The following is a 23,231-nucleotide window of genomic DNA, read 5'->3' on the forward strand; positions in this document are numbered from 1 at the left end:
TAAAGTGACTACCGATGACACTGGCTGGGTAATGTTGTACCGGTCAACAGTCGGGGCGCAGAAAAATTGCAGACTGAGAAAGTCTACCAGTGCGCGATTGATATGATCATAGGCGTGTTACAACAGATAATTCGATGACAGTAACAGCATTGCTGAGCAGATATTGGTGCGTCCTAGTGGACTCGAACCACCGACCCCCACCATGTCAAGGTGCGGCGTGCATTGTGTAGCGCCAGCTCATATCAGCATTATATCAAATTTAAACAAAGAAAATCATAAACCTGCAAAATTGTGGTCTGGAGCGAGTCCAAAAGTGACTGCGCTCCAACCGGCTTTTGCCAGCGTCGAAGCGTGTTTTTGGGCACCAGTGGGCGCGTTCTGATTTTGACCCCCACTGGCTTGATTTTATTGGCCTGTAGCGGTTTTGCTCCGGTGGGTTTCGAGAAGGACTTAGATACAATAGCATGCCTGTGTCAGGGTATCAGCAGGCATCTGATGCACGCACCCTGCAAACAAAGTGATTGGTCAAAATGCTGTTCAGAGAGATTTTCTATCCAAAACAGGCATTTTCGGCAGCAAAATGAGTAGTTCCAGAATTTGGCAAGATTTGCCCGAATCTACTGGGCTTTTGCGTTTTCAGCGGCTTTGACTTTGTTGGCAGGTATAGCAGGCCACTTCACTATGTCAGGGTGGATGGTGGATAACCAAGAAATTTGCTGATATCCGTCCAAGAAGCTAAATTCAAACAACTGTTTAAAACTTTAGTTAACGGCAAGGGAGCTTCAATCGACAGAAAAAGCGCAGTTAACCGAGCTTAACTGCGATCGTTCCCGATTTTGTTTTTTGGCGATTGATGGCAAAGGCTGGTCAGCCCTTTTTATCACGGTGAGACTTTAACAGCTGCTCGAACGACGCGCCATCCTGGCGGGTTAGGTTCGGCACATAGCGGCTGTACACTGTAAAAAGCATTTTGGTGTTGGCATGCCCCAGCTGACGAGCGATCCATTCGGGGTTTTCACCAGCGCCCAGCCACAAGGTCGCTGTGGTGTGTCTGGTTTCATAGGGGCGACGGTAGGGGATGTCCAATTGTTTTAGCAACGGTGCCCAAATACGGTCCCACACATTTCGATGATCAAGCGGCGTATTGGCGCGGGTACAAAATACAAAAGGGCAGGTTTTGCCGGTCTGCTCATATTGCAAAAACAATGCTTCGTATACCGGTGTACTCATATCCACTTCCCGTCGACTGGAGGGCGTTTTTAGTGGCCCTAGCTTGCCATCTGTCAGCGCTTCCCGAACCAAAATTTGCCGACGGTCAAAGTCGACATATTTCCACTGCAATCCGTCAACTTCTCCGGTCCGCAGGCCAGTTAAAAATCGCACGATATAATAGTTTTTAAAGTCTGCCCGCACTGCCTCAATGAGGTTATGCATTTGCTGTAACGTAAAAGGGTTGACCTCGGTCTGTCCAACACGAAGCGTTTTTATATTGGTAAAGACCTGCGGCAAGTTATAACGGGCAGCGCCTTCAGCAAGGATCATCCGCAAAGTGCCCATCACATGGTTGATAAAATCTGCCGATTTTTCTGGTTTTAACGCTGCAAGATCGGCGCGAAATTGCAGGATAGACGCACGCGTGATCTCATGGAGCTGCTGTGAACCAAACACCGGGAGCAGGTAGGTGTTAATGATCAACCGGATATTGTACTGATAGCCCGGCTGCCAGCGGCAGAGGTTGGTTTCATACCAATCTACCGCCATGGCGGCGAAGTCGGTAGAACGTAACTTTTGTTGACGATCCATGACCAGGTGCACGTTGTGCTGTTTCTTACGAAGGGCTTGTTCGTCCGCTTCTGTAAACTGCGCAGCTTTGTTGGAATGTGGAAAGACATCGCGATAAACAAATATCCCGAGGTTGATATCCTGAGTGATCGTGTTTAACAAGCGCTCCAGTTTACGGCGGTTTAATACGCTATCGTCGAGGTCAGTTTGCTCACGGCAGCGGACCCCAGCATAATAGAAATCAATAAAGAGTTTGCCGTTGCGGCTGCGGATACTAGCCATAACAAACACCTCCGCGCGCCATCGGAATGGCATAACAACCACGTACACCGGCTTTATACAGTTCGGTTTCGACTGCTTCCCAGATATACAGGACCTTGCGCCCGCTAAAAGGTCGGATGTAATGTATCCCCTCAAGAAAAACCGAATCCTTGAGTACACGATTGATATACTCTGAGCTGTAGTGAATTCGTACAGCTAATTGTCTGGCGTCTAACAGCGTCTGTGACATAAACACCCCTTATCAAAAATGTTCTTACAGAGAACAAAATAGAAGGTGAAAAATGTTCTGTCAAAGAACATGTTTGGATTTTTATGATTATTTTCAAAATAAAAGAGTTGATGAAAGAAAAGGCCGAGCGCGAAGGGCACAAAATCACGCTTCAGGCTGTCGCTGATGCGACTGGGGTTAATCGCACCTCGTTATCAAAAATGACCATTCCTGAGTATGGCCACTCGACAAGCACTACGGCGATTGACAGTTTATGCGCATATTTCGAGTGTAATGTTGGCGACCTGATGACCTATCGACCAGGCATGGTTGAAGAGAAAAAGGTAAGTAAGAAGAAGCCGAAAAAAACTAAAGAGCAAAAACCAGTTGCTGAATGATAAAAGTCATGGTGTTCTCTGCATGTCGAAAACACCATGGCGGCTCTCAGCGTAGTTGATTTTTTTCACCACAATAAACGTCGGCCAGCTTGCGCTGTTAACGACTTTCATATCACTGGTTTTACCCAGCAAGTCCGATAACTGACCTACGACATCCAAATAGCAATCAAGTTCTTTTTGAATGCAGGAATGGATGTTGTTTTTCCAACACCCAATCTCAGAATTAGTTGGCTTTGGAGGGATACTTCGTCCTTGCTGAGTAACAACAATAACTAGCTCGATTATTTTTCCTGCCATCCGTATTCATAACAACATACGGAGGCTTTTATGCGCATTTATCTCAAGGGGTTTATTACTGCGGGTCAATATTTGTCGCGTTGTGGAATTGCTGCGCTAAAGCCACAGGTTAAAGGCCTTGAAACACAGAGCTTGCCGATGCTATGGCGGCAGGCGCTGGATATTGAACAGATGTTTTTACTCGATGCCCCTCAGTTGCTGTGCATGGCTTGTAGTACTCCGTCTAATCTTTTTGACGCTCAGTACCCCTGCCAGGTCCGTGGGCAGTCGTTGAGTCAGTCAGGTTTGTTTGGCCGGAAAAAAGGGCAGCGTTTGGAGTTGTGGCAGGAACACGAAGTCTGTGTGCTACAGCGCTCATCCAGTAATACTACGCCGCTATTTCTTCTAAGTGACTACTACGTAGAACGAGTTGGAGCTTTGACCGAGTGGGTCGGCAAGGGAGAACAATTAGTTCTGGCTGGCGGTGCACTCTTGAGTGTTATACCGATGGTGGAGGGGCAGTCATGTCCAAACTAACATGGATGTGCTCACTGCTGTGCAGTTTCGCTTTGTTGGCAGGATGTCAGCACACGCCAGTGGCGCAGCATCTGCAAAAAGCCGATGGTCTGCAGTCCGAGCGAGTGTCTGAAGTATCTAATCTGGCGCCTTTTCAAGCACTGTTAATCCGATTAGGGGCAGAGCATTATGATGAGGCTGAGCGATTGGCTTTGCACCACATAGTGCAACAGCAGCAACCTTGGTTTGAACAAAATGCAGCTCATTTAACAACTCAGAGCTGCCATCTGGTTTGGTTAGCCGCCGAGTTACGCGCAGCAGATTTGCCTGAAGAATACGCTTATGTCCCTTTTGTCGAATCCAGCTTTGACCCCTTCGCCGTGTCTAAGTCGGGCGCAGCGGGGATGTGGCAGATTATGCCGATCACGGCCAAATCACTACAAATCACCCCTGCGCAACGCTTTGATCCAATCGAGGCAACCCGCGCAGCCGCAAAGTTAATTAAGCAGCATCAAGCAGTGTTTGGTGACGATGCCTTGATGGTGTTATCAGCATACAACGCCGGTGAAGGTAGCGTGGTACGCCGCTTGCAGGAAAATTATCAGGCGCGTCGAACCTTTGTCGGGTTGCATAGTGCGCTGCCGGCTGAAACTCAGCACTATGCGCCTCGTTTTTTGTTAGCCAATTTAAATGCTGGCAGCATCAGCAGAGGCCCTATTGCTGTTGTTGAACGGCGCACCAGCATGACTGCTATTGCATCGTCTTTAGCTTTGTCGCCTACGCAACTGCAAAAAGTGAATCCTGCGTTAGGTACAGACTTAAAGGCCGGGCAATGTCTGTTTTTGCCGATGAACGACAGCCGCGACTATACCGCAGCGCGTGGTCCGGTGGCGGTGTTTACTCCAGAGCAAGGTTGGCTTCGTCGACCAGTCCTTCAAGCTGATAGCGGTCAAATAGCTCGCAATTCATTGGTACAAAACATTACATCTAAGTCGCATGCGGCAAGCAAAAACGCAGCAGCGTATCAAACTGTGCGTTTACCTGCAGGGGCAAGCTGGAGCTGGCTTGCTGATGTTACTGGGGTGCCAATCAAGCAATTGCGTCGCAAGAACCCCAAGAATCACATGCGCGCTGGTGAGGCTATTTTATTGCCGGTTCGGGAGCGCGTCATAGTCGCGAAGCGAGGTGACACCTTATCAACCTTAGCGCAGCACCATCAGACGGATGTACGAACCTTAACCCTGTTAAATCAATTGCAGAAAACGCAGATGGTAAAAGCGGGACAAAAATTGAGAATTTGGAATTAGAGGGCACCTTGATGTTAAAAGAGCATGGCTTTGATATGTTTTCAGACCGGGTCGAACGTGCTGCCTTAACAGAGCAGCTTTTTCTGGTACGCCATTACAAAGCACCGAGTGATGTGCCAGGGTGTGTTAGGCCAATTTCAGTGGATTTCTTATACCTTTCTTCCGTGGAACCAGGCTCCTTATTGCCTGATAGCTTTCGCCAGTTATTGCTGTTGCACCTGCAGCGTTTTGTCAGGCCGAAGCATCAGGACTTGTTCTGGAGAGCTTTAACCTCCTATGCGTTGCCGATCAGTCAAAAAATGCAGGTGATCCAGCTAATTTTTATGAACAATTTGACTGAGTTTCAGCTGGTGGAACTGACCAAGGTGTTGGTCTCCGCCTCCGATCATTTGGTTGAGCTGAAAAAAACAGAAATGCGTAGCGTGTTGTTGGTATTACAGACTTGCCAGCTCAGCATCTATTGGCTGTTGAATCATTTCGGGTTGGTATCGGATGACAGTCTGGCGGACTTTATTACCTACTTCAACCAAAGCTATGCCAAAGAATATCTGGATATCATCGGCGAGCCACACTATCGCGCTGACAAAATGTTTAGCCAATTAGATCCAGCGCAGTTCAGAGTCACTGAATACCTCCAGCAGAGCTTACTTCATCGCATGTGGCTCGATATCTGGCAACAACGCATTCAGCAGGCGCCTGCATCTGTGGAATGGCTAGAGAGCTTACAGGCCGAGCTGCCTAAGCCGCAAAACTCCAAACAATCTTTAACAAACCTTTTGCAACAAGTCGGCATCCAGCGCCATGTTTGGCGGCAATTAAATCAACTGCATCAGCGTGGCTTGTATTGTCCGCTGTCGCTGCGAAAACCAATGTGGCTGAGCTTGGTTCTGGCCAATACCCCCGCGCGTTGTTGGCCGCAGAACGCCTTTGGCTGGATCAATTGGTTTTACCTGCAAACGCAAACAGAACAAAAGTACCCGGAAGATCCTGACAGTGCGGCGGCGGTCAGTTTGTTATATCAGCCGGATGAGGGCTGGAATGGGGTTCAAAGCCTGTTACAACAGAATCTATCCTTGTTACGGGTGTTGTTGCCTGAACTCGATGACAAAACACGCCGCCAAATCATTTGTCAGTACTGGGGAAAATGCCGCAGCCGCAAATACCTAGCACTGATCACTGTGTTGACCTGCCAGCCGCATGGTAACACGGTATTGCCGCTGCGGATAACAAACGCAGAACCGACACTGGCCATTCGGTTATTAACTATCGCAAGCCAGTACCAGCAGCAAGGGATCCAGTGGGTGAATTGTCTCGATAGCTTGCAGACCAAAGCGGCACTTGGGTTATGTGCGGTATTTATTGTCGATATAGCGACAGAAACTTATCTGGCCGAAGTAGAACCAGCAGGTATAGACCAGTTGCGACTGGTTCAGCTGAGAGATATTGCCAATAAACCTGCCACAGCAGATGCCTTTTATCAAGTACAGCAGTGGTTAGCCCAGCAGCAATACTCGCGGCACCCTGCGCCAGAGCCGCAGCTACAGGCGCGTTGTCGTGCGGAGCTTTTAAACTGGTTATCGCGCCGCAAAATCTATGTACCAGCGCTGCTTGGCCAAAATTTTCCTTCCAACGTTGTGATCAGAGCAGATAAAAACGTGATGGAGACTGACACATGATGAAATTCAAACTTAAGTTCGCAACTTTGCAACTGGCCCGCGCTGCCGGACTAATGAGCGCCATCTTTGTAGGAGGGGCCGTTTATGCCAGTAGTGCGCACGCCAGTAATGTGCAGACACCGCAGTTATCGCAGCCCTATCACGGCAACGGTGCACAGCAATTTCAGCCTTGTCACGGCGAGGTATTAACTGATACCAAAGCCCCAGCGGTACAGATCCCCGTGACATCGCTACTGCGCGATGCACTGTTGCAACAGCAGCAGTATTTGCAATTACTAAAAAGCAAAGGCCAGCAGCTATTGCCGTCGCAGCAAACCACGCTCAATCTGGATCCAACAGCGGAGCACATTGATATCGAGGCGTTTACCGCCTCAATGTTGATGGGCGGTGAAGATCTGTGCGGCAACACCCTGTTGACGGCGTACAACACGCCGCTGTTAAAAATATCCGCCACCCGCAGCGCAAAGTACCAATATCCCATTTATCAATTACCACAAAGCGAAGCATTTTTGCGGCTCACCCGTGCGCAAATTGATGCGGAAGATTGGTTAAAAGATTTGGGGCTGGAACTGGGTTATGCCGCCGATCCATTGGATGTATTTTTGGCGCAAGTGCAAGGCAGCGCCATTTTAGAAGATATCAGCAACGGCTCACGACAGCTGATTGGCTACGCAGGCAAAAACCAGCACCCCTACAAGTCGTTGGGCCAAATGCTGATCCGCGATGGCAAAGTAGCCCGGGCGGAGATGTCAGTCAGTAAAATTCGCGCATACTTCGCCGCTAATCCGAGCGAGCTGCAAGCTTACCTTTTTGAAAACCCCAGCTATGTGTTTTTTAAACCGAATCAGGAAGAGTGGCCACGGGCAGCCAACAACACCTCGGCTTTACCCGGTGTCACAGCAGCAGTAGATCCGCAATTAGTGCCTTACGGCAGCTTATTGTTAGTCGAAGAGCCTGTACTGAATGGCAAACAAATTACTGGCCGGCAATGGACACTGCGAATTGCCAATGACCGCGGCGGCGCCATTAAAGGGCCTGGGCGCTTAGATCTCTACCAAGGCGCCAGTCAGCTGGCCGGAAACGTGATGCATTACGGCCGGGTGATTGTGCTGCAGCACCCATTAGCCCAAGCGCCAATCAGTGGCATGCTGGCGCACTATGCGACTGAGCAATGAAAATCAAGGCGCTGTTTTCCTGGTTAAGCCCTAAACCGAAACGGGCAAAACAGCAACCTCTGCCGACGCCTGCGGTACAGGCTGCTCGGCAGAGCGCGCAAACCGGGCAAGACGTTGCCGAAGTAAAACTGCGTGCCAGTGGCAATAGTCAGCCAGAGCGCGGAGCAGCTACAGCCTCGGCGGCAAAACTAGGGCAGCAACAAGGTGGAGGGGGTGGGGTGAATTTACGTGGCGACAACCCAGTGACAGCGCAGGTAGTGCCCTTAGTGCCAACACCGCCCAAGCCGCCTGTCAGTGCTCAAACAAAGGCCGCACCGCAAGCTGCTGCAGCCAGTTCAGTCAAAGGCCGCATTTGGCCGGCCTACCTGATTGCGCTGCTGCTGACACTTTTGCTGGTGCTTATCTTGTTTGCATGGTTAAGTCAGGAAGTGGTATTTGCCGAGCAGTTATTCTTGTTGCAACTGCCGTGGCAGCCGCATTGGGCGGGACCTTGGTTTACTGAGCCGCGCCCGGCACGGCAAGTGTTTGCCAAGTTGCTGACGTTTGGCCTCAGTTGGCCATTACTGCTGATGATTATCACGCTGCATTATTTTTATTGGATCACCGCGTTGCATTGGTTTGGCAGCTGGTGTGCAGATTTGGTGTATGTCACCCCAGCCGCCCGGCTGCGCCATATTGCCTACATGGCCGATGTGGCACCGCTGTTTGGTTTAATGTCTTCGTTGTATGCCTTTGTGCAAAAAGGCAGTGAAGCGCAAGACTATATTCGCTGGCTGATGGCAGGCCCCAGTTTAATGGGGATGGCAACCATGGCGTTGGCGATCACTTTTTTACATCTGATGCCGCAACAGGAGGCTTGATGAAAAAACAACGGCAAGCGCAAATGCTGGGTTTATGGCAGATGTATGTGGATGTTTTATTAATGTTTATGGTACTTGGGCTTTAAGCTCAACCAGTGTTTTTGTTCCAGATAAACATCTGATAACCTGTAACAAGTTGTGAATGTAAAGATGCGGTAGGCCAGCCATGGATCGACAGAATAAATATCAGGATTTTCGCCAAAGCGATATCGACAGTCTCGCCGTTGTTTGGCAAAAAAATGAGCGTTTATTGCTACCGACGGGCGCAGCTTTCCTCATCAGTCAGGTCTTGCAACAAACGGTCTATGTGGTATCAGACCAGCAAATTGCCGATACCAATCAATTTGCCCAAGGCGAGCGGGCTGAGGGCCGCGCGGCGCTGTCGATGCAGGACGAGCGGCGGATCATTAAAATTGCCGCCGGCCCACATTACACCGAGCTGCCAGCTGATTTACAGCACCAAGCCAAACAAAGCTTCCGGCAGGAATCTGATTTATTGGAATCTTTGTATCTGGCCGCTGTAAATGTGCCACGGGTGTTCAATGTGCTTGATGCCGATGCACTGTTATCAGTAGATCAACCCAATAAACGCCGGCCCTGTCCGCCGCTGATTTTGATGGAGTTTATTGCGGGAAGTAAAATTACCGATGTGGTCAGTGCCAGCGCGTTAAAAGATCGGGCGCACCAGTTACAACAGCTATGGCCTGCACTGATTCGCGCTGTAGAGAGCTTAGAGCAGCAAGAAGTGCTGCATCGCGATCTAAAACCCGACAATATGGTATTGCGCCAGCAAAAAATTGTATTGTTGGATTTTGAAAAAGCCAGCAGTAAAACTTTTACCAATAACCAAAAAGCGCACTCGTCGTTTTCGGCGCCTGAAGTGCGACAAGGCGGGCAATCTGCCTCATCCGATCATTATTCATTGGCGGCCATTGCCTTTAAATTGCTAACCAAACAAGACCCAGACTTGCACAACCGCACACATTTAGCGGGTGTGTTTGCGCCAATGGCTGCGTTTTGGCAGCAGGCGCTCGCTGAAAACCCGGATGAGCGTTTTGCCAGTTTGTCCGCGCTGGACGCCGCTTTTCAACAGGCGTTGGCGTCGTTTTTAAAAGCATTAAACCCAACACAAGAAGCGCAAGCGTTAAAGCAGCTCCTCACTGAACGGCTGCAACAAAGCGAGCAAACTCTTGCCGTGCAGCAACAGCAAGTCAGTACGCTTAGCGCACAAACGGCGGCGTTATCGCAATTTTTAACCGAAAAACAACCGCAGCACGCCAATGAGCTGGCGGCTTTTGCGCCGCAATGGGCGCATTACCTGCAACAAGTGGCGGCCTTGCCGCTCGCGCTTGCAAACCTGCAACAGGTGATGTACCAGCAACAGCAAACGTTAGCGCAACCCCTGCCTGATGATGACAGTGCACGGCAATGGCTGGCGGCAAGGGTGCAAGACCCGGATTTAGCGCTGTTACAAGCGCAGTTAACGGAACACATCGCGCAATGCACTACGCCAACCTTGTACCAGACGCTGACAGAGCCGTTAACGCTGCCGGATTTTATACCCCTGCAAACGCAGTTAGCCCTTTGTAGCCAACAACAGCAAACGCTGGTAAAAAAACTGGCCAACAACCAAACGGCCACTTTGCTATTTGGCCATACCTTAGATGCGCTCGGTAAACAGGCCGAGCTCTATCACCATCAACTGGAACGCCTACAGCAACTGGCTGCCGAAGCATGGCGTTTGCAATCGGTAGATGACCTCAAGCGTTACCTTGAGCAGCAACTACGCATTTGGCAGCAATGGCGGCAATTACAAAGCGATATCAACCGGCTCCAGAATGAATTGGCTACAGAACGTTTTGCGCTGCCAAAAACTGCTGCCATTGTGCCAAGCGCCAACTGGCCTTTGCGGTTAGGCTCGGTAGCGGTACTGGCCGCACTGGGGTATGTGGCTTGGCCCACCATTCAAAGTGGCATGCAACCCACACGGGCGGAATTAGTCAGTGCGCTGGTGCGTGGCGAAGCGTCAGAGGTGCAGCTGATAGCTAATAAACCATGGGCGGCGGGAGATTATCAATTCACCGTGGGCGCTACGCGCTGTGAGCCACGGGGTATTGCAGCACAAACCTTAACTTTCGGTTGTTTAGTCAACGAATCAGGCAACCTCAGCTATCAGCTTGAAAACAGCGAAGGTGCGCTGCAACAGGGCATGCTAAAAGTATCGGCGCAAAGCCACTTGTTAAACTTCAATGTCACACCCGCCAATGCCAAGGTGCAGTTAAATCAACAACCCGTAAAAACTGGCGTTCGGTTAGCAGAAGGCGAGTACCAAGTTAGCGTAACCGCAGAGGGTTACCAAGCGCTTACAAAAACCATCCAGTTTACCGGCCAGCCGCTGCAACTGAGTTTAGAGCCATTAACTGCAACCCTTACAGTTCAAAGCCAAACGCCAGATGTACAGCTGCAGCTCAAAGGCGCAAATAGCAGCAAGCGTTTAACTGCCGGCGAGCGTATCAGCTTGCCGCTGGGGGATTATGAACTTACCGCCAGTGCAAAACACTTTCAAAGCCAAACACAAAAAGTCAGCCTCAGCAGCATTCAGCAACTGAGCATCAACTTAGCGCCCATGCGTTACAGCCTGAATCTCAATATCACACCAGCCAACGCCTCGGTGTTTCTTGATGATGTTAAAGCGACTTTACCACTACAGCTATCGGCCGGGGAGTATCAACTAAGAGTGGAAGCTGCTGGTTATCAACCTTACAGCGAAGTGCTGACAGTCGATAACAACAGCCGTAAAACCCTAAGCTTAAATGCCATTCCCAAACCTGCAGCCCCAACAGTTGCGACAACGCATGTAGCAGCCAAGCCAGTAACTGAAGCTAACCAAGTGCCGTTTATCCATGGCTGGAGTAGTGAGCAAGTGAAGGCATTACAACTACAAGCTGCCAATACAGTGGGCAAACCAGTGTTTTTTCAAGAGCCATTATTAAATGGTCAAGGCTTGGGTCCAAAAATGGCTGTTATCCCTGCAGGCAGTTTTTTGATGGGCTGCAGTGAGGGCGATACAGCGTGTGACGGTGATGAAAAACCAGGTGAACACAGAGTGACGCACGGCAAACACTTTGCAGTCAGTAAGCATGAAGTGAGTTTCGATGACTGGACACTTTGTGTGTCGCAAGGTGGTTGTAAAAGCAACAAAATACCGGGTGACCAAGGTTGGGGCCAAGGCCAACGGCCGGTCATCCAGGTTAGCTGGTACGATGCAAACGAGTATGTACGCTGGCTATCACAAGCGACTGGCCGGCGGTTTCGATTGTTAGGCGAATCGGAGTGGGAATATGTCGCCCGTGCCGGCAGCACAGCGCGTTTCGCCCAATTTGGCTCTTGTATTGATACGCAGCAAGCCAATTACAATGGTACTTATGGCTTAGGTGGTTGCCCGCAGAGTAAAACCGGCACCTACTTAGCTAAAACGCAAGTTGTCGGTAGTTATTCTGCCAATAACATGGGTCTTTTTGATACCATGGGAAATGTTTGGGAGTGGACCGGCGATTGTTATCAAAATAACTTTAGCGCCATCCCCAGTAATGGTACGGCCTTTGGGAATGGCAATTGCGAAAGCGCCGTGTCGCGCGGCAGCTCCTGGAATGGCACTCCGTGGGACCAGCGCGTGTCGAACCGCCTCTACTTCACGCCGCACTACAGTTACAGCGACGTCGGTTTTCGTGTGGCTCAGGACTTGTAAGCGTAGTGAGCATTTCCCTTTGATTGCGCCGCTATGCGGGCCCCGTAAAAATCACTATTTCGCAACTCGAATGCGCGCGTTCCCAAAATAAAACCATCTCTAGTTTAAACTGTCAGCACGACCACTTCTTCGGATACTTCATCCTCAGAGGGATACAGGTAATAACCAGTAGCTACGGTTTCAATGGAGGTATTCCCCTGAATGAACTTTTCTGGCGAGGACTGAAAGCCTTGGATACTGGCGCCATGTTGGAGCAGATAATTGATAAAGGCACTTCGTCGCTGCAGGATTTCGGCCAGCCGCGCTGAACAGCCATAAATAAGTTCATTATCCGGTGTGGGGATTGCAGTTGGCCATTGCTCTGCTACAAAAAAGTAACGAACAAATGTTGAGTTGCTTAATTCTTTGCTGTGGATGCCAAGGTCGATATTTTTTTTGTAACTGTTTTTCTGCGGTAGCGGATAATTCGGTTTTTGTAATGGTAAATGTAATCGAATACTGCTCAGCCATAATTGGCTCCTCAGGATATTCTTGTCAGTTGTTTTAAAGCATTGTTGGCGGGAAAAATTCGAATCGTTTTAACCTCTTTTTTCTTTCAAGGCTTTTTCGTTGGCTTTGTTTTGGCAAGCTACTTTGTTAAATTGAGCCAATGACTGAGCATAACCAGCAAACCCAGCGTGTAAAAACCCTACAGGGCCAAACACTTGCTTATTAATATCTGCCAAAGTGTGATGCAAAATGCCGCTGCAATAGCAATAAAGGACTATGACTATCAATACTCAAACTGATTTTCGCCAGCTACCGCTTGATAGCCAAAGTTTTGTCTGGCAGGCGGGTGAAATTTTTCGCTTGCCCAGTGGCGAGCAATTTCGAATTGAGCAGCCATTGAAGGCGACGGTGTTTTTAGCTGTTGATTTAGTTGCCATCAATAAAAACGCAATTGCCAGTACTGAGCTTGATCGCGGCCGACAGGCCATTTTGCGCAAAGAGCCGCGTTGTATTATTAAGCTTGCCGCCGCTGACGAATTTATGCTGATGTCCGATGCCGACAAAGCAATAGCAGCAGCGCGTTTAGCGAAAGAACAGTTCTTGTTAGAGAAGTTGCAAGGGCCAAGGGTGCCACAGCTGCTGGAGGCTTGGGACTCCAATTGCTTGTTAAACCCTGAGTTTAATGTCCGCAGGCCAAGCCCTCCGTTTTTAATTTTGGAGTATGTTGATGGTCAATCGCTGCGTGAATTAGTCAGCAGTGACGATCTAACACATCGCGCAGCACAGCTGGCTAAGGTATGGCAACTACTGCAGGATGCAGTCGCAGCGCTGGAACAAGCCGGCGTTTTACACCGAGATTTGAACCCTGACAACATGCGGGTCCGCTCGCAACAATTAGTCTTATTCGATTTTGGCTGCGCCAGTTGTGAGGAATTTACCAGCCTTGAAAAAGCCCAAACCCCGTTTAATGCGCCGGAAGTGCGCCGGGGCAGCCAGTCACAAAGCAGTGATCATTACAGTTTAGCGGCACTCTCGTATTGGTTATTCACGGGTAACGAACCAGATCAACTGCAACGTAGCGCGCTTGCCGACGTATTTCAGCCACTAGCAAAGTTTTGGCAACAAGCGATGGCGAGTGAGCTGGCTGAGCGTTATGGCAGCCTTTCGCAATTAGATGCTGCGTTTAAGCAAGCGTTGGCCGATTTTATCCGCGAGCTAAACCCGGTGACGGAAGCCTTGGCGCGCCAGCAGCAATTGCGTTTGCAACATACCGAGCTGTGCCAACAATCTTCCGCTCTTGGCCTGCAACTAAGTGCCATTGGCGAACAAATCACAGCGCTTGCTGCGCCGCTGCCGGATGACTGGGTGGATTTTAAGCACAGCATGCGGTGCCTAGCGGATAGCTGGCAACAGCTGATAGCCGCGCAGCAGCAACTCGGCCAGCAATTACATCGTTTTCAGGCTGAGCTTGATGTTGAATTGACCGATAACGACAGTGCAAAAGCATGGTTGCAAGCCCGCCAACAAGACCCTGCCTGGCAAAACTTGCTGGATGAGTTGAAAAAGCAGCTTCAAGCGCTGCTGTCTGAAGAGCAGCTATATCAGTTGGAGCAGCAACTGGGCTTACCAGAGTTGCAGCCTTGCCAACTTGTCATGGCGCAGTGCCAACAACGGCTGGATGCATTAAAGGCACAAGCTGCTGCTCGGCAGCTGTCCGGCCTGGAAAACACAACATTAGCGGCATTAGAGCAGCAAATGCAGCTGCATCAACATTTGTATGATGAGCTTAGTGAAGCACTGAATGAAGCAGCAGGGGCGCTTGCTCAATTAGCTGATGTACTGCGGCTAAAAAACAAACGGCTACAGCTTTATAAAAAACAGCAGCATTTAGCGCAAGGCCTTGCTGGTTTTTTACTGCAGTTACAACAAGTTGATTTTAAAGAAAAAGTACAAGCAACCTCCGTTGTTCAAACTTCAACCCCAAATTGGCCGTTTCGCTTAACGGCTATCGCTGTACTGGCCGGGGCTGGGTATTTCGTTTGGCCTGAGTTACAAAGCGGCATACCGGAGCAACAAGTAGAGCCTGTGGGCTCTGCGCAGCAAAACCAGATGTCGCAGCAAGCAGCAACAGAAGTGCCTTTTATCCATGGCTGGAGTGCGGAACAGGTCAAAGCCTTACAACAACAAGCCGCCAAAGCAGTGGGCATGTCAGTATTTTTTCAAGAGCCGTTATTAAACGGTCAAGGCTTGGGGCCAAAAATGGTTGTTGTCCCGGCGGGCTCTTTTTTAATGGGCTGCAGTGAAGGTGATATAGAGTGTGTTGATGATGAAAAACCTGGCAAACACAAAGTGACCCATGCCAAGCAGTTTGCGGTGAGCCAGCATGAAATTACGTTTGATGATTGGGCGCTTTGTGTGTCGCAAGGTGGCTGTCAAAGTAATACAAGACCAGCATTTCTTTTTGGATTTCGCGCAGAACCAGGACAAGAGCCGGTAATTAACGTGAGTTGGCATGATGCCAAAGAGTATGTCGGCTGGTTATCCAAAGCGACCAGCAGGCGTTATCGGCTGTTAACTGAAAGTGAGTGGGAATACACAGCGCGGGCTGGCAGTTCAGAACGTTTTGCTCAATTTGGCAATTGTATCGACACCCAGCAAGCCAATTATGATAGCAGCTACGAAGTGGGTAGTTGCCTGCAGAGTAAAACGAGACAGTACTTAGCAAAAACACAACCGGTTGGTCAGTATCCAGCCAATAATTTTGGTATATCTGACGCCTTGGGAAATGTATCGGAATGGACTGCCGATTGTTATCAGTCGAGTTTAACGGCGATACCGACGAATGGCATGGCTGTTGGCAGTGGCAATTGTCAGGTTCCCGTGTTGCGCGGCGGCTCCTGGTACAACAACCCAAAGAACCTGCGCGTGTCGGACCGCGACAACTACACGCCGGGCTATAGGAGCATCACCGTGGGTTTTCGGTTGGCCCGGGACATTTTGTGAGCGTTGCAAGCTTACCTTTGACTGCGCCGTTAGACGCTTCCAGCCCGCTTGCGGTTGTTCCCTTGTTGGCCCGCGCAGCGGGCCTCGCAAAACCAAGCGCTCAAACCTTTCAATGAAAAGCCTGCCATACCCCGCTGGATATGGCAGTGGTTTGCGTTACTCGCAAGTGAGCTGTTGGCAGGAAAACCTAATAAAATTTGCTGGCTGTGCAAAATCTGGCTTTGGTTAAAGATTTGGTTAAAGTCAGCTTAAGGTAACTTATTGTCAGCCTTCATGACTGTTTTCAGCATGACGACGCCCCTCATAACTAAGGATCACATCGCACTCGGGTTTGAAATTTTTGGTGCTGACATCGCTGGTTTTTGCCCAAATACTTTCAAGCTTGAACGTGTAACCGGCCGGAAGTTTTTTACTGATGGCAAGTTCGGTTTCAAAAGCTTGCTGGAACTGTGCAATCACGGTTGCATAGTGTTCCCAGACGTCGCACATGATCTCGAAACCTGCGGTCTCCAGCGCGGTACTCTCCAGATAAAGTTGGATGTCATAATCTGGATAATCACATAAATACTCTCCCAATAAGTCTTGTTCCCACACAAGGCGCCATTCAGGAAAGTGGCTTGCTACAACTTCTGCTACCCGGATAAAAATATCGCGGCGGATCTTCACTAATTGATAAGAATTTTCTGCGTTCATATAAAGGCCTCATGGAATTGGAAATTGTGCACGATGCTAATAAACGAGATGGCAAGAAAAATTTTCAAAGCCAGGTCGCTGTTCTTTTGTTTGCGCCGTTAGTTTGGTAACGTATTGTTACAATCCAAAAAATAAAACGAATGCCAGTCTGGTAAACGCGCCCGGTCATCATTAAGGGAGCAACACAGTCGAAGCGGTAAGGGACTATGACGATAAAAATTCATAATGATTTCAGGGCTATTCCGCTCGATAGCCAAACCTTTGTATGGCAAGGTGGCGAAACGTTTTATTTGCCCAGCGGCGAAAATTTTCGTATTGAAAAAGAGCTGAAATCGACGGCGTTTTTGGCTGTTGATCTGCAAGCATTGAATAAAAACGTCATTGCCGAGCGTGAGCAACAGCAAGGTCGCCATGCCATGGCTGTGGCATATCATTGTGTGGTTAAACTGGCCAGCGCCGATTTTATCGAGTGCGCGGGGCCTGAGCAGCAAGCCATCATTGCCAGGTTTAACCATGAAATTGCCTCATTAAAAAAACTACAGGGGCCTTGGGCGCCGCAGCTGCTAGATATGTGGGATGCCAACTGTGTGGTGACGCCGTCTCTGGATTACCGCCGGCCAAGCCCTCCGTTTTTGCTGTTGGAATACGTTGATGGCAAAAAGCTGACTGAGCTGGTGCAAAGTGAAGACCTTGCTTTGCGTGCCCAAGCGTTAGCAACGCTTTGGCAGCAGTTGGTTGCGGCGGTAACTGCACTGGAAAACGTAAAAATTCTGCACCGTGACTTGCATCCAGATAATCTGCGGTTGCGCAAAAGTGACGGCCAACTGGTGTTGTTTGATTTTGGCAGTGCCAGTAGCTCAGATTTTACTAACGACAGCAAAGCAAGCACGCCGTTTAATGCGCCAGAGGTACGGCAGGGGTGTCAGTCAACGAGCAGTGACTACTATAGCTTGGCGGCGTTGACATATTGGCTGTTAACCCGTAACGAACCTGATCAGTTTCACCGAGCGCCTGTCGCGGAAGTGTTTCAGCCACTAGCCAAGTTTTGGCAACAAGCAATGGCGAGCGAGCCGACTGAGCGCTATGGCAGCCTTGCGCAATTAGATGCTGCTTTTAAGCAAGCGCTGGCACAGTTTATCCGTGAACTGAACCCGGTGGCGGAAGCCTTGGCGCGCCAGCAGCAACTACGTGCGCAGCACCAGGAGTTTAATTTCGAGGTGGCTGCGTTGGGTGAGCAAATCACTGAACTTGGCCAGCAGCTGAGAGAGTTGTTATCGGATGCACCTGCCGGCGAGCAGAATAGCTGGGTTGTGTTTAAAGAAAGCGTGAAGCGGATTGCTGAGGCTTGGCAGCAGGTTGACGCTTATTATAAGCAACTGCAGCAACAGCTGAGTGATTTTGCTGGAGTGCTTACCACGCAATTTACCGGCCCCCACGCCGATGGTATCGCCAAACAGTGGTTACTCGAGCGCCAACAAGACCCGTTATTGCCTGAGTTAATTGGCGAATTGGCCAAGCAATTCAATACAGTGTGCGAAGAGCCTCTGCTCTATCAACTGGAGAACCAACTAAGCCTTCCTGATGTGCAAGCTGCACAGTTACTGCTGGTGAGTTGCAACCAACTACTAGCAGATATAACAGCCAGTGTAAAAGGGCTTCAACTAAGTGCGTTACAAAAAACCACACTGGCGAACATTCACCGTGAAGTGTCGCAGCATCAACTTCGCTTTGATGAACTAGCTGCTGCGCTGAACGAAGCCGTACCATCGCTTAAAAGTTTGGCCGATATCACACGGCTAAAAAACCGCCGCCAACAACTCTGGCACCAACAACAGCGCTTAGTCAGCACTTTGGCTGATGTGGAAAGCTCGCTTCAACAACTGGATTTGCATGAACAACCAGACAGCCCGCCAAGCTATTCAGCTCAAAGAACTAATTGGCCACTGCGTGTAGGCGCGGTAGCGGTACTGGCTGCGCTTGGGTATGTGGCTTGGCCCACAATTCAAAGTGGCATGCAACCCACGCGGGCGGAATTAGTTAGTGCGCTGGTACGGGGCGAATCGTCAGAGGTGCAGTTGATAGCCAGCAAGCCTTGGGCTATGGACGAGTATCAATTGACTGTGGGCGCTACGCGCTGTGAGCCTCGTGGTATTGCAGCGCAAACTTTGAGTTTTGGGTGTCTAGTCAACGAATCAGGCAACCTTAGTTACCAGCTTGAAAACAGCGAGGGGGCGCTGCAACAGGGCATGCTGAAAGTGTCAGTACAAAGCCACCTGTTAAACTTAAATGTCACTCCAGCCAGCGCTACAGTGGCGCTCAATCAACAACCAGTAAAACCTGGTGACCGGTTGGCGGAAGGTGAGTATAACATCCGCGTAACCGCAGAGGGTTACCAGCCGCTTAATCAAACCATCCAGTTTACCGGCCAGCCGCTGCAACTGAGTTTAGAGCCGCTCACAGCAAGTCTTATAGTACAAAGCCAGGCGCCAGATGTACAACTTGAGCTTAAGGGCGCAAACAACAGTCAGCGTTTAAATGTAGGCGAGAGTATCAGCTTGCCACTGGGGGATTATGAACTTACCGCCAGTGCAAAACATTATCAAAGCCAAACGCAAAAAGTGACCTTAACTAGCAATCAGCAACTGAGCATCAACTTAGAGCCAATTCGTTACAGCCTCAATCTCAACATTACGCCAGCCCACGCCACGGTATTTCTTGATGATGTTAAAGCCACGTTACCGCTACAGCTATTGGCTGGGGAGTATAACCTTCGTGTCGAAGCCGCTGGTTATCAACCTTACAGGGAAGTGCTGCTAGTAGATAACAACAGCAGCAAAACACTCTCACTAGAAGTGCCCTTTATCCATGGCTGGAGTAGTGAACAGGTAAAGGCATTACAACAACAAGCTGCCAAAGCAGTGGGCAAGACAGTGTTCTTTCAAGAGCCGTTATTAAACGGTCAAGGCTTGGGGCCGAAAATGGCGGTTATCCCTGCCGGCTCTTTTTTAATGGGCTGCAGTGAAGGTGATTCAGAGTGCGCCGAAGACGAAAAACCGGGCAAACACAAAGTGATCCACGCAAAACATTTTGCGGTGAGCCAATACGAAATCACCTTCGATGATTGGGCACTTTGTGTGTCCCAAGGGGGCTGTCAGGGCAATAAAACGCCTGAAGATGAGGGCTGGGGCCAAGGACAACGGCCTGTAATCAATGTTACTTGGCATGATGCCAAAGAATATGTCGCTTGGTTAATGAAGGCTACCGGAAAACATTACAGGCTGTTAACTGAAAGTGAGTGGGAGTACGTAGCTCGTGCCGGCAGAACAGAGCGTTTTGCTAAATTTGGACATTGCATCGATACCGTGCAGGACAATTATGGTGGTAATCCTAACGTGGTAAGTTGCCCACAAAATAAAATTGGAAACGTAGCTAAAACGAAACTGGTTGGTCAGTACACTTCGAATGCTTTTGGTTTGTTTGACATTTTTGGTAATGTTTCTGAATATACAGCCGATTGCTATCAACCCAGTCTGACAACGATACCTACTAATGGTAAATCTTTTGGCAGTGGTAATTGCGAAATTATCCAAATGCGTGGCGGTTCTTTTAGTCTTGCTCTAGGAAGCGTGCGAGTCTCGAACCGCATGGGCTCGAGTTCTGACGACAGTGGCTTCGACGGTGGTATTCGTGTGGTTCAGGGTTTGTAATTTTATGGTGCATTTCCCTTTGGCTGCGCAGTAAGGCGCTCCTAGCCCGCTTGCGGGCCTCGCAAAACCAAGCGTTCAAGCCTTTTTAGTCAAAAGCCTGCCATACCCCGCTGGATATGGCAGTGGTTTGCTGGATAGGATTCATGATGTTGGCAGGAAAATAGTTGGTAGGCGGAACATTTTGACTTATGCCGCCGATAGTTTCTGTTCGGTTGAGTGTTTTAAAGTGGTGTTTAAGCACAATTTTTTGCCATCGCATGCACCCACTTCAATGATTTTCACTCAGTGAGGGCGCTTGCGGTGTGTACTTGCGTTTGTTGGGTTGTGATTGCGTGGCTGTTGTTGACGTGGGTGATGACGCTGTGCCTAGCGCCTCCGCAGCGCTTGGTGTTCCAGTTGGCGGGTTGGATGCCGGCTTATCGCAGCCCACCAAGCTTGCGGCCAGCATGATGCCGCAAGCCCAAGAAATCCGCTGATTCACGCCATCACCTCAAACATCATGGCGCCGACGATAAGCTGTTGGCCACTAAAAGCTGAAATTTGCTCGCCGTTTTTCAGGCGTGTAAAATCGCCAGTTGGCTCGTTGGCATACACATGCAACGCGTCAGATGCCAGCTGCACTTGCCAGTGTCCTGGCATCGCCGCTGACTGTGCCAGCGTCAGATGCTGCTCGGCCAGTAAGTTCACTTGCAGCAGGTCAATCAAACCGAAAGAACCGGACATAGCATAAAATTTGCCTTGCTCGGCCAGTAAGGCGTTCCGGCTTAAGTGAATACTGCCGTTGCTAACCGGCAATGCGCTTTCAGCTGGCACATCTAATTGAAAGACTTCAGTAATACCCATCGCTTGTAAAGCGGCAGTTGCCTGCTGGCGTACGCCAGCAGGTTGTACCGCAAAGCCCATTTGCTGTAAATAAGCACCTTGCGCCACCAGGCCGGCAAAGCGAAGCCGCAGGGCTGTCGTTGCGGCTAGCGGCGCTGTGCTATCGCGAGGCCCCCGGTAGGTGCCGATATCGTCATCTTCAGCATCGTCCGGGTTAGCACCGCGATAGGTACCGATGTCGTCATCATCGCTGCAATTAACTGCCAGAGCGCCACGGTAGGTGCCTATGTCGTCATCGTCACGGTCTTCGGCGCTGTCCTGCCAATCATGCAGCACCGCGACTGGCTTGCTATTGACGAGCGCACTTTGGCTGTTTACTGGGGTGACGACGTGTAATTCAATACGTTGGTTGGTTGACGTAGTTAACATGATGCTGTTTCCTTGTTGTTGAACGATGGTGATCGATGGTGCGCCGCGCAGTTGGTAATTGTCTGGCTCGCCATAAAGTTCGAGAACGGTATCTGGGCTAACATTGCTGCCTAATTCTGCCAGCAGCAGATGATCGAGATAAAAGGGCTGGGTGGCGGCCGCGGTACTGACGGTCATGTGGCCAAACTTCAGCAGGCGATGTTGGCTGCTAATAGGCCCAACCGACTGGCCAAACCGCAGTTGCACATGCTGCTCAGCGACATGGGCTGACGGTTGAACCCGGATCTGAAAACCCACCGATTGGCTCAGGCTTTCAGTCAATGTCGATAGCGCGTGCTGAGCTGACAGCAACCGATAGCTCCGTGCTGGCAACAAAATTAAGACGTGCGCTGATGCCAACATCGATGCGCCAACAAGATCTCGTTGCAGGACCTTAATGCTACGATGCAGGCCAGAGGCCACCATGCTCGTCAGCGTAGGCAAATCAATCGCATCAAACGAAATCGGGCCCAACTCGATTTGACGATGCAGCGGCGTTTGCAAACACTGTTCAAAACAAAAGTCTGAGTTGAATAAGCGAATGGCTTTCGCTGCCAGCAGTTTCAGTTGCAACGCCAACTGGTTACGTGGCGCCTGCATGCGTTCTGTTGCGTTAAAACTACTCATGGTGAGCTCCTTGCTGCAGGTTCATCAATTGGACAATAGAGAGGCCGATTTTCAGGTAAGCCTTATCAGCGATGTCATCGCCGCTTTGCAGTAACTCAAAGCGGCTACCCCGCAAAATCTGTACGGGTAACTCTGAAGTAAACGCTTCGATACGAACTTCGTTGCTCTGCAGGCTGCACAACAGGTGCTGTCTTGAAAAACCGACAGACAGAGCGGGGAGCAAACTGCCATCTGGTGTTCTTGCTTGAATAGCGGCGGCTGCTTTTTTAAACATGCTGCGGCCAAACACTGTTGTCACTGGTGCGGTAACGGCCATGCTGGCATCGACTGGACAGAAGGTGGTAAACCCTGCCTGTTGCAACGCTTCGGGGGCTGGCTGGCCAGTAGCGTCGTTCACAAAGCCGTCTGATTCGACAAACCCCAGCAGTTGCCAGCAGGGCTGGTTAGTGTAGCTTAGGGTAGGGTCTGGCTGAGCTGGTGTTGTCAGCACGTCGTGCTGTACAGGGTCTACCGAGCCTTCTGACAACACAAAATTCATGCTTCCTTCAGGCCAGTTCAGCTGCAGCTGTTTTTCCGCTTTCACGGTAACCTGAATGTCTTCAGGCGCGTTGGCGACTAAACCGCTGTCATCGCGATAAATAAGGATGGCATCACCCTGTAGCCGCTTCGCAAGGCTGGGCAGTTCGTTCAACGTGGCCACAACTTCATCGATGATCAATGGGGCCTGTAATGCTGCAATAGCAAATGGCTGTGGAGCCTTACCAAACGCGGTGGTTTGGGTTACTGACCATATTTGCTCCTCAACGAGGTTCGCTTTGACCAGCGCTTGCAACTGGCCGCGGCCTTTGCTCAACACAACATGTACAGGCCGTTGTAGCATATCTGCGATAGCCTGCGCAGTAGCGAGCATTTGCTGGCTGTCAGGCAGTAGCTGTAATTCCGCGGCAACTAGCGACGGAATAAACAGTTCAACCTGGATCGGTGCACCTTGGGCGGTGACTGTCAGGTCAAAATGGGGTTCGGCCTGTTGATGGCGCTCTAAGCACTGTTGCAGTTGTGTGGCAATCCGATCCACGGCGTATGGCCATTGCTCAGTGGCCAGGTTGATTAACAAATTGTTGGCGGTGCCGGTGAAATTCATATTTATTCCTTACTGTTGGCTTTGTTATCTGTGTTGGCAGGAAAATATTGCAG

The 23,231-nt window shown here is 50.0% G+C and carries 16 protein-coding genes; 9 read left to right on the forward strand and 7 right to left on the reverse strand.

Annotated features, from left to right (window positions below; all coding sequences use genetic code 11):
* Positions 1-867 precede the first annotated feature (867 nt).
* Both ATY27_RS13710 and ATY27_RS20000 read right to left on the reverse strand, forming a co-directional pair.
* Positions 868-2,064, reverse strand: a complete 1,197-nt coding sequence (locus tag ATY27_RS13710; protein ID WP_208931192.1) for a DUF3596 domain-containing protein — start codon at positions 2,062-2,064, stop codon at positions 868-870.
* Positions 2,057-2,293, reverse strand: a complete 237-nt coding sequence (locus ATY27_RS20000) for a hypothetical protein (protein ID WP_279614561.1) — start codon at positions 2,291-2,293, stop codon at positions 2,057-2,059. The genes ATY27_RS13710 and ATY27_RS20000 overlap by 8 nt, the downstream gene beginning before the upstream one ends.
* 83 nt (positions 2,294-2,376) lie before the next feature.
* Here ATY27_RS20000 and ATY27_RS13715 point away from each other — a divergent pair, with 83 nt between their 5' ends.
* Positions 2,377-2,670, forward strand: coding sequence for a helix-turn-helix transcriptional regulator (locus tag ATY27_RS13715; RefSeq protein ID WP_208931193.1), 294 nt, complete (start codon positions 2,377-2,379; stop codon positions 2,668-2,670).
* Between the two features lie 6 nt (positions 2,671-2,676).
* On the opposite strand, the gene ATY27_RS13720 is transcribed toward ATY27_RS13715, so the two are convergent.
* Complete coding sequence (locus ATY27_RS13720) at positions 2,677-2,967, reverse strand: hypothetical protein (protein WP_208931194.1); 291 nt, start codon at positions 2,965-2,967, stop codon at positions 2,677-2,679.
* A gap of 30 nt (positions 2,968-2,997) precedes the next feature.
* Here ATY27_RS13720 and ATY27_RS13725 point away from each other — a divergent pair, with 30 nt between their 5' ends.
* The 6 genes from ATY27_RS13725 (at position 2,998) to ATY27_RS13750 (ending at position 12,228) form a co-directional block, all read left to right on the forward strand.
* Positions 2,998-3,483: a hypothetical protein gene (locus tag ATY27_RS13725; protein ID WP_208931195.1), complete on the forward strand. Its 486-nt coding sequence runs from the start codon at positions 2,998-3,000 to the stop codon at positions 3,481-3,483.
* A gap of 203 nt (positions 3,484-3,686) precedes the next feature.
* On the forward strand, positions 3,687-4,769 hold the full coding sequence (locus ATY27_RS13730) for a lytic transglycosylase domain-containing protein (RefSeq protein WP_208931196.1): 1,083 nt from the start codon (positions 3,687-3,689) through the stop codon (positions 4,767-4,769).
* A gap of 323 nt (positions 4,770-5,092) precedes the next feature.
* Positions 5,093-6,445: a hypothetical protein gene (locus ATY27_RS13735; RefSeq protein WP_208931197.1), complete on the forward strand. Its 1,353-nt coding sequence runs from the start codon at positions 5,093-5,095 to the stop codon at positions 6,443-6,445.
* Positions 6,442-7,620 (forward strand): MltA domain-containing protein, encoded by a 1,179-nt coding sequence (locus tag ATY27_RS13740; protein WP_208931198.1) that lies wholly within the window; start codon positions 6,442-6,444, stop codon positions 7,618-7,620. Before ATY27_RS13735 ends, ATY27_RS13740 begins: the two co-directional genes overlap by 4 nt.
* Complete coding sequence (locus tag ATY27_RS13745; protein ID WP_208931199.1) at positions 7,617-8,480, forward strand: hypothetical protein; 864 nt, start codon at positions 7,617-7,619, stop codon at positions 8,478-8,480. The genes ATY27_RS13740 and ATY27_RS13745 overlap by 4 nt, the downstream gene beginning before the upstream one ends.
* A gap of 166 nt (positions 8,481-8,646) precedes the next feature.
* Complete coding sequence (locus ATY27_RS13750) at positions 8,647-12,228, forward strand: SUMF1/EgtB/PvdO family nonheme iron enzyme (RefSeq protein ID WP_208931200.1); 3,582 nt, start codon at positions 8,647-8,649, stop codon at positions 12,226-12,228.
* Between the two features lie 578 nt (positions 12,229-12,806).
* Here the strand turns inward: ATY27_RS13750 and ATY27_RS13755 are convergent.
* Complete coding sequence (locus tag ATY27_RS13755) at positions 12,807-12,953, reverse strand: hypothetical protein (protein WP_208931201.1); 147 nt, start codon at positions 12,951-12,953, stop codon at positions 12,807-12,809.
* 40 nt (positions 12,954-12,993) lie between these two features.
* On the opposite strand from ATY27_RS13755, the gene ATY27_RS13760 reads away from it, so the two are divergent.
* Complete coding sequence (locus ATY27_RS13760) at positions 12,994-15,720, forward strand: SUMF1/EgtB/PvdO family nonheme iron enzyme (protein ID WP_208931202.1); 2,727 nt, start codon at positions 12,994-12,996, stop codon at positions 15,718-15,720.
* 264 nt (positions 15,721-15,984) lie between these two features.
* Here the strand turns inward: ATY27_RS13760 and ATY27_RS13765 are convergent, their stop codons facing one another.
* Positions 15,985-16,413 carry a hypothetical protein gene (locus ATY27_RS13765; protein WP_208931203.1) on the reverse strand — a complete coding sequence of 143 codons (429 nt, stop codon included), beginning with the start codon at positions 16,411-16,413 and terminating at the stop codon, positions 15,985-15,987.
* A gap of 206 nt (positions 16,414-16,619) precedes the next feature.
* Here ATY27_RS13765 and ATY27_RS13770 point away from each other — a divergent pair, with 206 nt between their 5' ends.
* Positions 16,620-20,120: an SUMF1/EgtB/PvdO family nonheme iron enzyme gene (locus ATY27_RS13770; RefSeq protein ID WP_208931204.1), complete on the forward strand. Its 3,501-nt coding sequence runs from the start codon at positions 16,620-16,622 to the stop codon at positions 20,118-20,120.
* Between the two features lie 477 nt (positions 20,121-20,597).
* On the opposite strand, the gene ATY27_RS13775 is transcribed toward ATY27_RS13770, so the two are convergent.
* Complete coding sequence (locus tag ATY27_RS13775; RefSeq protein ID WP_208931205.1) at positions 20,598-22,037, reverse strand: hypothetical protein; 1,440 nt, start codon at positions 22,035-22,037, stop codon at positions 20,598-20,600.
* Positions 22,030-23,178, reverse strand: a complete 1,149-nt coding sequence (locus ATY27_RS13780; RefSeq protein ID WP_208931206.1) for a hypothetical protein — start codon at positions 23,176-23,178, stop codon at positions 22,030-22,032. The genes ATY27_RS13775 and ATY27_RS13780 overlap by 8 nt, the downstream gene beginning before the upstream one ends.
* Between the last annotated feature and the right edge of the window lie 53 nt (positions 23,179-23,231).

The sequence above is a fragment of the Rheinheimera sp. F8 genome (assembly GCF_001518915.1).